Consider the following 14700-nt stretch of genomic DNA (forward strand, 5'->3'; position numbering starts at 1 on the left):
TATCGATTGCAGCCGCTATGCTGGGGCCGCAACTTCATGGACGCACGTTATGACCCTCACAGAATTACGCTACATCGTCACGCTCGCCCAGGAGCAGCACTTCGGCCATGCTGCCGAGCGCTGCCACGTCAGCCAGCCGACCCTGTCGGTCGGCGTGAAAAAACTTGAGGACGAGCTTGGCGTGCTGATCTTCGAGCGCAGCAAAAGTGCAGTGCGCCTGACCCCGGTCGGCGAAAGCATCGTGGCCCAGGCGCAGAAGGTACTGGAGCAGGCCCAGGGCATTCGCGAGCTGGCCCAGGCCGGCAAGAACCAGCTGACCGCCCCGCTCAAGGTCGGCGCCATCTATACCGTTGGCCCGTACCTGTTCCCGCACCTGATTCCACAGCTGCACCGGGTTGCACCGCAGATGCCGCTGTACATCGAAGAAAACTTCACCCACGTGCTGCGCGAGAAGCTGCGCAACGGCGAACTGGACGCGGTGATCATTGCCCTGCCGTTCAACGAAGCGGACGTGTTGACCCTGCCACTGTACGACGAGCCGTTCTGTGCCTTGATGCCAGCCGACCACCCCTGGACGGCGAAAAAGACCATCGACACTGCAATGCTCAACGACAAGAGCCTGCTGCTGCTCGGCGAGGGCCACTGCTTCCGCGACCAGGTGCTGGAAGCCTGCCCGACACTGAACAAAGGTGGCGAAGGCTCCAAGCACACCACGGTCGAGTCCAGCTCGCTGGAAACCATCCGCCACATGGTCGCTTCCGGCCTGGGGGTGTCCATCCTGCCGCTGTCGGCCGTACATAGCCATCATTATGCGCCCGGCGTCATCGAAGTGCGTCCGCTCACCCCGCCTGCGCCATTCCGTACCGTCGCCATCGCCTGGCGCGCCAGCTTCCCGCGGCCGAAGGCGATCGAGATCCTTGCCGACTCGATCCGCCTCTGCTCGGTGGCCAAGCCGCCTGTGGAACAACCGGCCTGATCCATGACTGAGCTGTCGAAGGTTTCGGTCACCGCGCTCAAGGGCGTAGGCGATGCCATGGCGGAGAAGCTCGCCAAGGTCGGCCTGGAGAACCTGCAGGATGTGCTGTTTCACCTGCCCCTGCGCTATCAGGACCGTACCCGTGTGGTGCCGATCGGCCAGTTGCGCCCGGGCCAGGATGCGGTGATCGAGGGTGTGGTCAGCGGTGCCGACGTGACCATGGGCAAGCGTCGCAGCCTGGTGGTGCGCCTGGGTGACGGCACAGGCGTGTTGAGCCTGCGCTTCTACCACTTCAGCAATGCGCAGAAGGAAGGCCTCAAGCGCGGCACCCACCTGCGCTGCTACGGCGAAGCCCGCCCCGGCGCCTCGGGCCTGGAGATCTACCACCCCGAGTACCGTGCACTGAATGGCGACGAGCCGCCACCACCGGTCGAACAGACCCTGACGCCGATCTACCCGTCCACCGAAGGCCTTACCCAACAGCGCCTGCGCGCGCTCTGCCAACAGAGCCTGGGCATGCTCGGGCCGCGCAGCCTGCCCGACTGGCTGCCCGACGAGCTGGCCCGCGACTACCACCTGGCACCGCTGGACGATGCCATCCGCTACCTGCACAACCCGCCAGCCGACGCCGACCTCGACGAGCTCGCCGAAGGCCAGCACTGGGCCCAGCACCGCCTGGCCTTCGAAGAGCTGCTGACCCACCAGCTGTCACAACAGCGCCTGCGCGAGAGCCTGCGCAGCTTGCGTGCGCCGGTACTGCCCAAGGCCAGGCGCCTGCAAGCGCAGTACCTGGCCAATCTCGGTTTCCAGCCGACCGGGGCACAGCAACGGGTGGCCAACGAAATCGCCTATGACCTCAGCCAGCACGAACCCATGATGCGCCTGGTGCAGGGCGACGTCGGCGCCGGCAAGACGGTGGTCGCCGCCCTTGCCGCACTGCAGGCCCTGGAAGCTGGTTACCAGGTGGCGCTGATGGCGCCTACCGAGATCCTTGCCGAGCAGCACTACATCACCTTCAAGCGCTGGCTCGAGCCTCTGGGTATCGAAGTCGCCTGGCTGGCCGGCAAGCTCAAGGGCAAGGCCCGCGCCAGCGCCCTTGAACAGATCGCCGGCGGCGCGCCAATGGTGGTCGGCACCCACGCGCTGTTCCAGGAAGAGGTTCGTTTCAAGCACCTGGCCTTGGCAATCATCGACGAACAGCACCGCTTCGGCGTGCAGCAACGTCTGGCCCTGCGCAAGAAAGGTGTGGCCGGCGAGCTGTGCCCGCACCAGCTGATCATGACTGCCACGCCGATCCCGCGCACCCTGGCCATGAGCGCCTATGCCGACCTCGATACCTCGGTACTCGACGAACTGCCACCAGGGCGCACGCCGGTAAATACCGTACTGGTCGCCGACAGCCGTCGCTTCGAAGTGGTCGAGCGGGTCCGCGCCGCCTGCGCCGAGGGGCGCCAGGCCTACTGGGTGTGCACGCTGATCGAGGAATCCGAAGAGCTGACCTGCCAGGCGGCCGAAAGCACTTTTGAAGAGCTTGGCAGTGCACTCGGCGAATTGCGCGTAGGCCTGATCCATGGCCGCATGAAACCGGCAGAAAAGGCCGAGGTCATGGCCGAGTTCAAGCAAGGCAACCTGCAACTGCTGGTCGCCACCACGGTGATCGAGGTCGGCGTAGACGTGCCCAACGCCAGCCTGATGATCATCGAAAACCCCGAGCGCCTGGGCCTGGCCCAGTTGCACCAGCTGCGTGGCCGGGTTGGCCGTGGCAGCGCGGTGAGCCACTGCGTGCTGCTGTATCACCCGCCGCTGTCGCAGATTGGCCGCGAACGCCTGGGGATCATGCGGGAAACCAATGATGGCTTCATCATCGCCGAGAAAGACCTGGAATTGCGCGGGCCGGGCGAAATGCTCGGCACACGGCAAACCGGCCTGCTGCAGTTCAAGGTCGCCGACCTTATGCGCGACGCCGACTTGCTGCCGGCGGTGCGTGATGCGGCCCAGGCGTTGCTGGCGCGCTGGCCCGACCATGTCAGCCCGCTGCTAGACCGCTGGCTGCGCCACGGTCAACAATATGGGCAGGTGTGACGCCCGTCCCAGAATGGATCCAGCTTTGCCAACAGGCTGGTTATACTTCGCGTTTAAGAGAACGAATGGATACAGACCATGACTGAAGTTGCCCTGGACACTGCAACCCCGCACGCACCGTCTGTAATCCGGCTGTTGCTCGAAAAGCTGCACGTTGCCTTTGAAGAGGTGGCGGAACATCCAGCGCTGCCCGCCGCGTCTCGGGTGCAGGCGATCCTGCTCGATGACGAGATTGGCGCCCTGCTGGTGCTGTTCCCGCAGAGCAAGCTCCTGGACCTCAACCGCCTTGAAGAGCTGACCGGTCGCAAGCTCAAGGCCGTGCCGTTGCCACGCCTGAGGCAGATGCTCGACAAGCACAAGCTCAAGGCCCTGCCGGCCATTCCGGCCCTGACCAGCTCGCCTTGCCTGTACGAAGGCAAACTGCTTGACCCCGAACACCTGTTCATCCAGTCCGGCGAAGCCGGCCTGCTGCTCAAGATTCACCGTAATGACTTCAAGCGCATGCTCGCCAAGGCCAGCGCCGGCAGTTTCGGCCAGCCCGTGCGCGACATCCGCCCCAACCTCGATCGCCCGGATGACGATTCCAGGGAAATCACCCTGGCGGTCCAGGCCTTCACGGCCCGGCGTATCCAGAAGCGCCTGGAAGAAACCATCGAGATCCCGCCACTGGCCGATACGGCGCAAAAGATCATCAAGCTGCGGGTCGACCCCAATGCCAGCATCGATGACATCACCGGCGTGGTCGAAACCGACCCGGCGCTGGCCGCCCAGGTGGTCAGCTGGGCCGCTTCGCCCTACTACGCCTCACCCGGCAAGATCCGTTCGGTGGAAGACGCCATCGTCCGCGTCCTGGGCTTCGACCTGGTCATCAACCTGGCACTCGGCCTGGCGCTGGGCAAAACCCTGAGCCTGCCCAAGGACCATCCGCAGCAGGCCACGCCGTACTGGCAGCAGTCGATCTACACCGCGGCCATCATCGAAGGCCTGACCCGCGCCATGCCACGTGCCGAGCGTCCGGAGGCTGGCCTGACCTACCTGGCGGGGCTGCTGCACAATTTCGGCTACCTGCTGCTGGCGCACGTGTTCCCGCCGCATTTCTCGCTGATCTGCCGCCACCTCGAGGTCAACCCGCACCTGTGCCACACCTACGTGGAACAACACCTGCTGGGCATCAGCCGCGAGCAGATCGGCGCTTGGCTGATGAAGCTCTGGGACATGCCCGAAGAGCTGTCGACCGCGCTGCGTTTCCAGCATGATCCGACGTATGACGGCGAGTTTTCGGCCTACCCGAACCTGGTGTGCCTGGCGACCCGACTGCTGCGCTCGCGGGGCATCGGCTCGGGGCCTCAGGAGCAGATTCCCGAGGAACTGCTGGAGCGCCTGGGGATCACCCGGGACAAGGCGGAAGAAGTGGTGAACAAGGTGCTCGAGGCCGAGGCCTTGTTGCGGGATCTGGCGTCGCAGCTCAACGCCCCGCATTGAGAACATTGGGGCCGCTCTGCGGCCCTTTCGCGACACAAGGCCGCTCCTACAGGAATCGCGTATGCCTGTAGGAGCGGCCTTGTGTCGCGAAAGGGCTGCAGAGCAGCCCCCGACGATTTCAACCTTTCTTCTTCGGTTTCAGGTACTTCATCAGCCCTTGGAACCACATCACCAGCGCCGGATTGCCCTTGATCTGGATGTTCTTGTCCTGGATGCCCTGCATGAACGCAAGCTGCTTGTTGCCCGCCTGCATCGTGGCAAAGCCGTAGGCGGCATCCTTGAAGGCGATGGCGAAGGCCGGCTGCGGATGGCTGCCGCCCTTGCTGCTGATGCGCTCACCGCTGACGATGAAGTGCCGCGCTACCTTGCCGTCCAGCGTCTGCATCTGGAAAACCAGGTCTTTGTCCTTGAGTTGCTGCTGAAACGCCGGGTTGTTGCGGCTGGCCCTGGCCATCAGCAGCCCCATGGCCCAGAGAAGAAAGCGAAACTTCATCAACGCGCCTCGAATAAAAAATGACTGAGGAGCGCAGTTTATCCTTTTCCTCGACTGAGTACGCAAGTTCGCGACACTTAGCCTCCAGAATGCATAACGGGCGCCCTGAGGCGCCCGCTTGATGACTCTGGATGTCAGCAGTCGATCACTTTTTCTTGGCTGGCTTGGCCGGGGTGTTGACGCTGTCGCGCAGGTTCTTGCCAGGCTTGAAGGCAACGGTGTTGCTGGCCTTGATCTTCACCGGTTGGCCGGTTTGCGGGTTCTTGCCAGTGCGGGCACCACGATGACGTTTTTCGAAGGTACCGAAACCGACCAGGGTAACCGTGTCCTTGTCCAGGGCACCGGTGATGCTGTCGAGAATGGCGTTCAGCACCTGGTTGGCTTTTTCCTTGGTCAGGTCAGCCTTTTCGGCAATGACAGCGGCGAGTTCTGGTTTACGCATAGTGAAGCCTCTTTGACGGGATTTCTTGTTGTTATGCCGTGCTGCCATGAAGCAGCGTTCAAGGCACCGCAGGCTCTAATCTGCGGCAGACGGAACTGAGAATGGCACGCCCACCGAGGCCGCGCCAGTATCTGGGCGGCCATTGTGCTGGCAACAACAGGATAAATCCGACAGAACGTCAGCTATTTACGCCATGACAGCGGGCAGCTGCCGATTCAGCGCAAGTTTTTCCGTGACGGCGCTCCCGGTCAGGGCATAGCCGAGCAACTGGCCGTCGGCGGCATGGCAGAGCAATTTCAGATCGCTACCCTGCCCTTCGACCTGCCAATTGCCTTCACGGCCGGCCGGCGGCGGTGATACCACCAGCGGGCAAGCCGGGGTCTTCACGGTAATCGGCATTGGCCCGTAGCTGACCTGGGTAGGGTTACCGGCCAGGGTCTGCGCCAAGGCACGAGCGCAGGCCATCAACGGCATCACATACAGCAGGTTGATACCGTCGACTTCGGCACAGTCGCCAAGGGCGAAGATGTTGCTGTGCGAAGTGCGCAGCTGACGGTCCACTACCACGCCGCGGTTGGTCTGCAAGCCGGCAGCAGCGGCAAGGTCGGTACGCGGGCGCAGGCCGATGGCCGAGACCACCAGGTCGCAGACGATCACTTGTCCATCGGACAGGTGCGCCTCAAGCCCCTCTCCTGCCTGCTGCAGACGGGTCAGCACCGGGCCGAGGTGGAACCGTACGCCCAGCCCTTGCAGGCCGGCTTGCACGGCAGCGGCGGCAGCCGGGTGCAACAAGGTCGGCATCACCTGCTCGCAAGGTGCCACCACATCGACCTCGAAACCGCCCAAGCGCATGTCGTTGGCAAACTCGCACCCGATCAGGCCGGCGCCGAGAATGAGCACTCGCTGCTTGCCCGCCGCCGCGGCACGGAAGCGCGCATAATCTTCAAGGTCGTTGATCTGGAAAATCCGCCCGGCACCATTACCTTCGACTGGCACCTGAACGGTCTGCGCCCCCCATGCCAGCACCAGGTCGCGATAATCGATCGCTTCTTCCCCGACCCACAGCCGCTTGTGACCCGGGTCGATACCGCTGATGCGAGTATGGGTGCGGATCTCGGCCTTGAGCTGCTCGGCCATCGTGCCAGGTTCAGCCATGCACAGGCCATCGGCGTCCTTCTGCTTGGCAAAGCCCGTGGAGAGCATGGGCTTGGAGTAGGACCGGCCATCATCGGCGGTAATCAGCAGCAGCGGCGTGTCACCATCGAGCTTGCGAAATTCACGTGCCAGGTTATAGCCGGCCAGGCCGGTACCGATAATCACCACGGGGGACGTCATGCGCTGCCTTCCTTTTTAGCCGATGGCGATCATTTCGAAGTCGCTCTTGCCCACGCCGCAGTCAGGGCACAGCCAGTCTGCCGGTACGTCTTCCCAACGGGTACCAGGCGGGATGCCATCATCCGGCCAGCCTTCGGCTTCGTCATAGATCAGGCCACAGACAATACACTGCCACTTTTTCATCAGGTCATTTTCCTCGGTGTCGATCAGGCTTTGTTCTAGCCAGGCATTATGCAAGCACTCAGGGCAATCATGCTAAGCTCGCCGCCTCTCTGGCTGTAATCAAGCATACCGACGTGTCGTACGAATCCCCGCAAGCAGCCGCTGTCGCGTGGCTGCCGTATTCACAGCTGGCCCCTGAAATCGACCAGCCAACCCTGGACTGGCTGTTCGACGAAGGCTCCCTGACTCGCCGCCTCACCCAGCTGTCCCAGGGACACTTCAGCGTCACCCCCCTGTTCGAAGGTTGGCAACCGCTGCGCGATGACGAATGCGTGGCCCTGAACCTTGCGCCAGGTGCCGAAGGCTGGGTGCGCGAGGTGTTCCTGCGCGGGCATGGCCAACCTTGGGTGTTTGCCCGCAGCGTGGCCAGCCGCAGCGCCCTGGAACGCGGCGGGCTGGACCTGGAAACCCTGGGTAGCCGTTCGCTGGGCGAATTGCTGTTCTGTGACCAGGCATTCATCCGCCACCCGATCGAGGTGTGCCGTTATCCACAAGGCTGGCTGCCAGCCGATGCCGCGCAAGCTGGGCTCTGGGGGCGCCGCTCACGCTTCGCCCGTAACGGCCTCGACCTGCTGGTGGCCGAGGTTTTCCTGCCTACACTGTGGCAAGCGGCCAAGGAGGAGAACCGCTGATGTACCTGCACCTGCTCAAGTCGCTCAACCGCCTGCACCCCCGGGCCTGGGACTTTGTCCAGCTCAGCCGCATGGATCGGCCGATCGGCATCTATCTGCTGCTGTGGCCGACCCTGTCAGCGGTATGGATCGCCGGGCACGGCTCGCCGACCCTGGCCAACGTGCTGATCTTCGGCCTGGGCGTGGTGCTGATGCGCGCCGCAGGTTGCTGCATCAACGACTTCGCCGACCGCAAGGTCGATGGCCATGTCAAACGCACCGCCGACCGGCCGCTGGCCAGCGGCCGGGTCACGTCGCGCGAGGCGCTGGCATTGTTCGCCATCCTCGTCGGTGTGAGCTTCCTGCTGGTGCTGTGCACCAACAGCCGGACCGTTTGGCTATCGTTCGGCGCGGTGGCGCTGGCGTTCTGCTACCCATTCATGAAGCGCTACACCTATTACCCGCAGGTGGTGCTGGGTGCGGCGTATTCCTGGGGCATTCCCATGGCCTTTACCGCGGCCGGTGGCGAGTTGCCCGCCAGTGCCTGGCTGCTGTACATCGCCAACCTGTTGTGGACAGTGGGTTACGACACCTACTACGCCATGGTGGATCGCGACGACGACCTGAAGATCGGGGTGAAATCGACCGCGATCCTGTTCGGCGAGGCGGACCGGGCGATTATCCTGACCCTGCAGCTGCTGTCGCTGGGCTGCCTGCTGCTGGCGGGCAGCCGCTTCGAGCTGGGTGGCTGGTTCCACTTGGGGTTGCTGGGGGCGGCGGCGTGCTTTGCCTGGGAATACTGGTCGACACGCAGGCTGGACCGCGAATCGTGCTTCAAGGCGTTTCTGCACAATCACTGGGCGGGGTTGCTGGTGTTCATCGGGGTGGTGCTGGATTACGCATTGCGCTGAGGTTCAGCGTCACTGTGGGAGCGGTTTTACCCGCGAATGCAAGGGTGGCTGCACAGCATTCGCGGGTAAACCCGCTCCCATAGCGTCAAGAGGCGGGCTTCAGGGCTTGGCGACGTGCCAGACTTCTTTCATGCCATCACCTTTCGTCTCACCGGCCTTCATGTCATTTTTGAAGGTGTACAGCGGCTTGCCGTCATAGGCCCACTGCATCTTGCCGTCGTCACGCTTGATCTGCGTCCACTTGCCTTCGGCCTTCTCGCCATCTTTGACCATCAAGGGTGGCCAGTTCTTCGCACAATCACCGTTGCACATCGACTTGCCACCGGCGTCCTTGTCGAAGGTGTACAGCGTCATTTTGTTGTGGTCGACCAACATGCCATTTTCTGTCATGCCATGGTCGGCTGAAGCCACTCCAGGTAGCGCAAATGCAGCGAACAAGGCCATCCAGCTCAGCGTATGTCGTGTCATTGGATTCACCATAGATTCGGGGGTGAAATGCGTGTTGTTTGCCGCCACGGCGGCCCAGTGAAGCCTAGCCCAGTCATGGAATGTCGCCAGAACGGCCAACACCCTGTCACACAGCTGCAATAATTCCGTTATCTAATGCGGGCCAAGACACGATTCCCGGGAGAGGTTTTGAGCATGGTTGGCAGAAACATTCTGATCGTCGACGACGAAGCACCGATTCGCGAGATGATCGCCGTCGCCTTGGAAATGGCCGGCTATGACTGCCTGGAAGCCGAGAACTCCCAGCAAGCCCACGCGATCATCGTCGACCGCAAGCCGGACCTGATCCTGCTTGACTGGATGCTGCCCGGCACCTCCGGCATCGAGCTGGCACGCCGCCTCAAGCGCGACGAGCTGACCGGCGACATCCCGATCATCATGCTCACTGCCAAGGGCGAAGAGGACAACAAGATCCAGGGCCTGGAAGTCGGCGCCGACGACTACATCACCAAGCCGTTCTCGCCGCGTGAACTGGTAGCCCGGCTGAAGGCCGTGCTGCGTCGCACGGGCCCAAGCGACAGTGAAGCGCCGATCGAAGTCGGCGGCCTGCTGCTCGATCCGATCAGCCACCGCGTGACCATCGACGGCAAGCCGGCCGAGATGGGCCCTACCGAATACCGCCTGCTGCAGTTCTTCATGACTCACCAGGAACGCGCCTATACCCGTGGCCAGCTGCTCGACCAAGTGTGGGGCGGCAATGTGTATGTCGAGGAGCGCACCGTCGACGTACACATCCGTCGCCTGCGCAAGGCACTGGGTGAGGCCTACGAAAATCTGGTACAAACCGTCCGGGGCACTGGCTACCGCTTCTCGACCAAGAGCTGATCGAGCCGACAAGCGCCAAGCTGCACGTCGTTGTACAAGGACCGTCAATTGAACCAGAACTGGCACGCGACCCTGATTCGCCACCTGTTGCTGCTGATCACTGTCTGCCTGATCGGCGGCCTGGTCAGCGGCTATTACGGCTGGAGCCTGGCCATCGGCCTGGCGCTCTATCTGGGCTGGACACTCAAGCAGCTGTTGCGCCTGCATGACTGGCTGCGCAACCATCAGCCCGACGAAGCACCGCCCGATGGCTACGGCCTGTGGGGTGAGGTGTTCGACAGCATCTACCACCTGCAACGCCGCGACCAGCGCGTGCGCGGGCGCCTGCAGGCGGTGATCGACCGGGTGCAGGAGTCCACTGCGGCACTGCGCGATGCGGTGATCATGCTCGACAGCGATGGCAACCTGGAGTGGTGGAACCGTGCCGCCGAGACGTTGCTGGGCTTCAAGACCCCACAGGACGGCGGCCAGCCGGTCACCAACCTGGTACGCCACCCGCGCTTCAAGGAATACTTCGAGGCGCAGAACTACGTCGAACCGCTGGAGATCCCCTCGCCGATCAACGACCGCCTGCGCGTACAGCTGCACATCACCCGCTACGGCAACAATGAGCACCTGATGTTGGTGCGCGATGTCACCCGCATTCATCAGCTGGAGCAGATGCGCAAGGATTTCGTTGCCAACGTCTCCCACGAGCTGCGCACACCGCTGACGGTGATCACCGGCTACCTGGAAACCCTGCTGGACAACGTCGAGGACGTCAACCCGCGCTGGGCCCGGGCGCTGCAGCAGATGACCCAGCAGGGATCACGCATGCAGACCCTGCTCAACGACCTGCTGCTGTTGGCCAAGCTGGAAGCCACCGATTACCCGTCGGATAACCAGCCGGTGGCGGTCGATGCCCTGCTCACTGCGATCAAGCAGGATGCCCAGGCACTGTCCGGGCCACGTAACCAGAAAATCACCCTGGAAGCGGCGCCAGGGCTGCGCCTGAAGGGCAGCGAGTCGGAACTGCGCAGCGCCTTCTCCAACCTGGTGTTCAACGCCGTGAAGTACACCCAGGATGAAGGCACCATCCGCATCCGCTGGTGGGCTGACGAGCACGGCGCGCACCTGTCGGTGCAGGATTCCGGGGTGGGTATCGAAGCCAAGCACCTGCCCCGACTGACCGAACGCTTCTACCGGGTCGACTCCAGCCGTGCGTCGAATACTGGCGGCACTGGCCTGGGGCTGGCGATCGTCAAGCACGTGCTGATGCGCCATCGCGGCAAGCTGGAAATCAGCAGCGTGCCGGGGCATGGCAGTACCTTCACCTGTCATTTCGGGCCAGCACAATTGGCCAACGGCAAAGCCTGAGGTACCAGGGGCAGCTTTGCAGCCCTTTGCTTTTGCTGCCCCAGCCGCTACATTGGATCCCCTGTGCCAGCAAGAGCTGGCACTTTTTTTCTCTCCCTCGAAGACGGACCCCGTAAAAACCCCATCATGGACCCTTCCCCTGGTATCAGCCTCGCCTCGTTATTCGCCGATTTCGGCATGATCATCTTTGCCTTCCTGCTGGTGCTGCTCAACGGTTTCTTCGTTGCCGCCGAGTTCGCCATGGTCAAGCTGCGCGCCACCCGCGTCGAGTCCATTGCCGAACTGCATGGCTGGCGCGGCAGCATCCTGCGCAAGGTACACAACCAGCTCGACGCCTACCTTTCTGCCTGCCAGCTGGGCATCACCCTCGCCTCGCTGGGCCTGGGCTGGGTCGGTGAACCAGCGTTCGCCCACCTGCTCGAACCGCTGCTGGCTTACCTGGGCGTGGACAGCGCTGAAGTGGTCAAGGCGGTGTCGTTCTTTGTCGCCTTCTTCGTCATTTCGTACCTGCACATCGTGGTCGGCGAACTGGCGCCCAAGTCGTGGGCGATCCGCAAGCCCGAGCTGCTGTCGCTGTGGACCGCCGTGCCGCTGTACCTGTTCTACTGGACCATGTACCCGGCCATCTACCTGCTCAACGCCAGCGCCAACACTATCCTGCGCATCGCCGGCCAGGGTGAGCCAGGCCCGCACCACGAACACCACTACAGCCGCGAAGAACTCAAGCTGATCCTGCACTCCAGCCGCGGTCAGGACCCGAGCGACCAAGGCATGCGCGTACTTGCCTCGGCCGTGGAAATGGGCGAGCTGGAAGTCGTGGACTGGGCCAACTCGCGTGAGGACATGGTCAGCATCGACGCCCATGCCCCGCTCAAGGAAATCCTCGCCCTGGTCCGCCGGCACAAGTTCAGCCGCTACCCGGTGTATGACGCCGAGCGCGAAGAATTCACCGGGCTGCTGCACATCAAGGACTTGCTGCTGGAACTGGCCGAACTCGAGCACCTGCCCGAAACCATCGACCTGGACGATCTGGCTCGCCCGCTGGAGCGGGTATCGCGGCACATGCCACTGGCCCAGTTGCTCGAGCAGTTCCGCAAAGGCGGCGCGCACTTCGTGCTGGTAGAGGAAGCCGACGGCAAGGTGATCGGCTACCTGACCATGGAAGACGTGCTGGAAGTGCTGGTAGGTGACATCCAGGACGAACACCGCAAGACCGAACGCGGCATCCTCGCCTACCAGCCCGGCAAGCTGCTGGTACGTGGCGATACGCCGCTGTTCAAGGTCGAGCGCCTGCTCGGTGTCGACCTCGACCACATCGAGGCAGAAACCCTCGCCGGCCTGGTCTACGAGACCCTCAAGCGCGTGCCTGAAGAAGAGGAAGTGCTGGAAGTCGAAGGCCTGCGCATCATCATCAAGAAGATGAAAGGGCCGAAGATCGTCCTGGCCAAGGTGCTCAAGCTCGACTGACCCTAGGGGTTGCCGGCAGTGAAGTCCGGCAACCCGCCCAGCGGCCGGTCGAACTGGAACGGTATCGACTCCAGCGCCAGCCCCACATTGCGCTGTACCACGAAATGCAGGTGTGGCCCGGTGCTGTTACCGGTATTGCCCGACTTCGCCAGGGCCTGCCCTACGACCACCTGCTGCCCTTCGCGAACCACCACCGAACTCTGCATCAGGTGCAGGTAAACGCCCATGGTGCCGTCGGGGTGCAGAATCCGCACGAAATTGCCTGCCGGGTTGCTGCCTCGGCCGCTCTGGCCATTCTCGACCTTCACCACCATACCGCCGCGGGCCGCAATGATCGGCGTGCCCTCCGGCATGGCGATGTCCATCGCATAGCGGCTCCTGGGGCCGAAGTGACTGAAACGGCCATTGGGCCCCTGGGTCAGGCGAAATGGCCCGCCCTTCCAGGGGAACGGGTAGCGGTAGGCGAGAGAGCGCTGGCCAGGGTCGCCCATGGCGTACTGAAAGCTTGTGGCGTACTGCAATTTGCCGCCGGGTGCCGCCAGCACTGAACTCAGCACTTTGCTCGAACGTGGCCCCACCACGGCGCGTATGTTGCGCGGCTGGTTGCCACCGAAAGCGTTGCTCAGCTTGTCGATCCGCAGTTCTACCTGCATCGGCACGTACAGGTCGTTGCGCACCATGAAGCGCACACCGCCGGGGAAGGTTTCGGCCTGCAGGCGCACCTTGCCATCGATGTGATCGAGGATCGGCTCGCTCAGCTCGAAGGTCTTCGCCCCCGGGCTGTAGCGATCGGAGTACGAGACCACGCCGGTGTTGTCGACGGTCTTGTAGATCGTCATGCCCACGCTCGACGCCGAGGCCGAAAGCAAGGCACAGAAAAGCAGCAAGCGGGCGGCGGCTAGCATGATGGTGGCTTTTTGACAGATATGGTCTGTCGAAGACTAGCAGCGGGATTTGAGAGCGGTATTGCAGCCGGTCGGAAGAACCCGGCAGGTTGATGCAGACCTTGTGGGAACGGGCAAGCCCGCTCCCACAGGGTTTTGTGTATGGCCTTGATCAGGCGCCGGGCGTGAAATGCTTCTGCTGTGTACCACGGGCAATCAGGCGCGACAGGTAGTCGAGTTTCTGCGCATCCTGGTCGACGAACTTGAAGGTCAGCTGCAGCCAGTCACTTTCTGGCTTGGGCTCCAGCGCCGCGATGGCGTGCAGGTAGCCGTTCAGGCGCGCCACTTCCGCGTTCTCACCCTGCTCCAGGTCGAGCACTGCGCCCTCCAGCACCTGTGGCAGCGTTGTACTGCGGCGCACCACCAGTAACGCTTCCTTGAGGCTCAGCGCCTTGATCACGCAGGGCTGGGTGCCGCTGGCCAGGCGCAGCTGACCCTGCCCCCGCCCGACCTGGGCCGCCGCAGCCGCGGCCGTCTGTGGCTTCGGCGCATTGAGCAAAGGCTTGGCCGCCGCGGCAGCAGCAGGTGCCGCCACCTTGGCCGCTTCAGGCTTGCCACCGGTCAGTGCGCTCAACGAGTCGTTGGCGAAGGCCGAATTCACCCGTGCCGGTGCACCAGCCATCAGGCTCTCCAGCTTGCCGATCTTGCTCAGGGCTTTCTTCACCTTGGTCAGCAGCTGCTCGTTGGTGAACGGCTTGCCGACGAAGTCGGAGACGCCGGCCTGGATGGCCTGGATCACGTTCTCCTTGTCACCACGGCTGGTCACCATGATGAACTGCAGGTCCTTCATCTCGGGCTGCTGACGGCACCAGGTCAGCAACTCAAGGCCAGACATCTCCGGCATCTCCCAGTCGCACAGCACCAGGTCGAACGGCTCCTTGGCCAGCATGGCCATGGCTTTGCGACCATTGACCGCGTCTTCGATGACCATGCCCGGGAAAGCATTGCGCAGGCACTTCCTGACCAGGTCACGAATGAACGGCGCGTCATCCACGACCAGCACATTGACTTTACTCATCGATACTCCTCTTGAACCCGACTAGCCTA

15 protein-coding genes are annotated in these 14700 nt (G+C 63.0%); 8 read left to right on the plus strand and 7 right to left on the minus strand.

What is annotated here, in order from left to right:
- The first annotated feature begins 49 nt into the window (after nt 1-49).
- The 3 genes from APH33_RS08685 (at nt 50) to APH33_RS08695 (ending at nt 4540) form a co-directional block, all read left to right on the plus strand.
- On the plus strand, nt 50-976 hold the full coding sequence (locus APH33_RS08685) for a hydrogen peroxide-inducible genes activator (protein WP_054884745.1): 927 nt from the start codon (nt 50-52) through the stop codon (nt 974-976).
- A 3-nt stretch (nt 977-979) separates the two neighbouring features.
- On the plus strand, nt 980-3058 hold the full coding sequence (gene recG, locus APH33_RS08690; RefSeq protein ID WP_054884746.1) for an ATP-dependent DNA helicase RecG: 2079 nt from the start codon (nt 980-982) through the stop codon (nt 3056-3058).
- Nucleotides 3059-3136: 78 nt separating this feature from the next.
- Nucleotides 3137-4540 (plus strand): aminoacyl-tRNA deacylase and HDOD domain-containing protein, encoded by a 1404-nt coding sequence (locus APH33_RS08695; protein ID WP_054884747.1) that lies wholly within the window; start codon nt 3137-3139, stop codon nt 4538-4540.
- A gap of 118 nt (nt 4541-4658) precedes the next feature.
- Here APH33_RS08695 and APH33_RS08700 read toward each other — a convergent pair whose 3' ends face one another.
- From APH33_RS08700 to APH33_RS08715, 4 genes are all read right to left on the minus strand, one after another.
- Entirely contained in the window at nt 4659-5033 is a 375-nt protein-coding gene (locus APH33_RS08700) for a helicase (protein WP_027917039.1), read from the minus strand.
- Nucleotides 5034-5178: 145 nt separating this feature from the next.
- A complete protein-coding gene (locus tag APH33_RS08705) occupies nt 5179-5475 on the minus strand; it encodes an HU family DNA-binding protein (protein ID WP_054884748.1) in 297 nt (98 codons plus the stop codon).
- 186 nt (nt 5476-5661) lie between these two features.
- Nucleotides 5662-6810 (minus strand): NAD(P)/FAD-dependent oxidoreductase, encoded by a 1149-nt coding sequence (locus tag APH33_RS08710; protein ID WP_054884749.1) that lies wholly within the window; start codon nt 6808-6810, stop codon nt 5662-5664.
- 15 nt (nt 6811-6825) lie between these two features.
- On the minus strand, nt 6826-6993 hold the full coding sequence (locus APH33_RS08715) for a rubredoxin (RefSeq protein WP_054884848.1): 168 nt from the start codon (nt 6991-6993) through the stop codon (nt 6826-6828).
- A gap of 113 nt (nt 6994-7106) precedes the next feature.
- Between APH33_RS08715 and APH33_RS08720 the strand changes: the two genes are divergently transcribed.
- Nucleotides 7107-7664 (plus strand): chorismate lyase, encoded by a 558-nt coding sequence (locus tag APH33_RS08720; RefSeq protein WP_054884750.1) that lies wholly within the window; start codon nt 7107-7109, stop codon nt 7662-7664.
- Nucleotides 7664-8554: a 4-hydroxybenzoate octaprenyltransferase gene (ubiA, locus tag APH33_RS08725; protein WP_054884751.1), complete on the plus strand. Its 891-nt coding sequence runs from the start codon at nt 7664-7666 to the stop codon at nt 8552-8554. Before APH33_RS08720 ends, ubiA begins: the two co-directional genes overlap by 1 nt.
- Before the next feature lie 99 nt (nt 8555-8653).
- On the opposite strand, the gene APH33_RS08730 is transcribed toward ubiA, so the two are convergent.
- Nucleotides 8654-9022 carry a hypothetical protein gene (locus tag APH33_RS08730; RefSeq protein ID WP_054884752.1) on the minus strand — a complete coding sequence of 123 codons (369 nt, stop codon included), beginning with the start codon at nt 9020-9022 and terminating at the stop codon, nt 8654-8656.
- Nucleotides 9023-9196: 174 nt separating this feature from the next.
- Between APH33_RS08730 and phoB the strand changes: the two genes are divergently transcribed.
- From phoB to APH33_RS08745, 3 genes are all read left to right on the plus strand, one after another.
- Nucleotides 9197-9886 carry a phosphate regulon transcriptional regulator PhoB gene (gene phoB / locus APH33_RS08735; protein ID WP_003253341.1) on the plus strand — a complete coding sequence of 230 codons (690 nt, stop codon included), beginning with the start codon at nt 9197-9199 and terminating at the stop codon, nt 9884-9886.
- A 48-nt stretch (nt 9887-9934) separates the two neighbouring features.
- A complete protein-coding gene (phoR, locus tag APH33_RS08740; RefSeq protein ID WP_054884753.1) occupies nt 9935-11242 on the plus strand; it encodes a phosphate regulon sensor histidine kinase PhoR in 1308 nt (435 codons plus the stop codon).
- A gap of 126 nt (nt 11243-11368) precedes the next feature.
- Nucleotides 11369-12709: a hemolysin family protein gene (locus tag APH33_RS08745; protein WP_054884754.1), complete on the plus strand. Its 1341-nt coding sequence runs from the start codon at nt 11369-11371 to the stop codon at nt 12707-12709.
- A gap of 2 nt (nt 12710-12711) precedes the next feature.
- On the opposite strand, the gene APH33_RS08750 is transcribed toward APH33_RS08745, so the two are convergent.
- Together APH33_RS08750 and APH33_RS08755 are read right to left on the minus strand one after the other, a co-directional pair.
- Nucleotides 12712-13614 (minus strand): peptidoglycan DD-metalloendopeptidase family protein, encoded by a 903-nt coding sequence (locus APH33_RS08750; protein WP_054884755.1) that lies wholly within the window; start codon nt 13612-13614, stop codon nt 12712-12714.
- A gap of 151 nt (nt 13615-13765) precedes the next feature.
- A complete protein-coding gene (locus tag APH33_RS08755) occupies nt 13766-14671 on the minus strand; it encodes a response regulator (RefSeq protein ID WP_054884756.1) in 906 nt (301 codons plus the stop codon).
- Nucleotides 14672-14700 lie beyond the last annotated feature (29 nt).

Source organism: Pseudomonas sp. NBRC 111130 (genome assembly GCF_001320485.1).
In the GTDB taxonomy this organism is placed as follows: Bacteria; Pseudomonadota; Gammaproteobacteria; order Pseudomonadales; family Pseudomonadaceae; genus Aquipseudomonas; species Aquipseudomonas vlassakiae.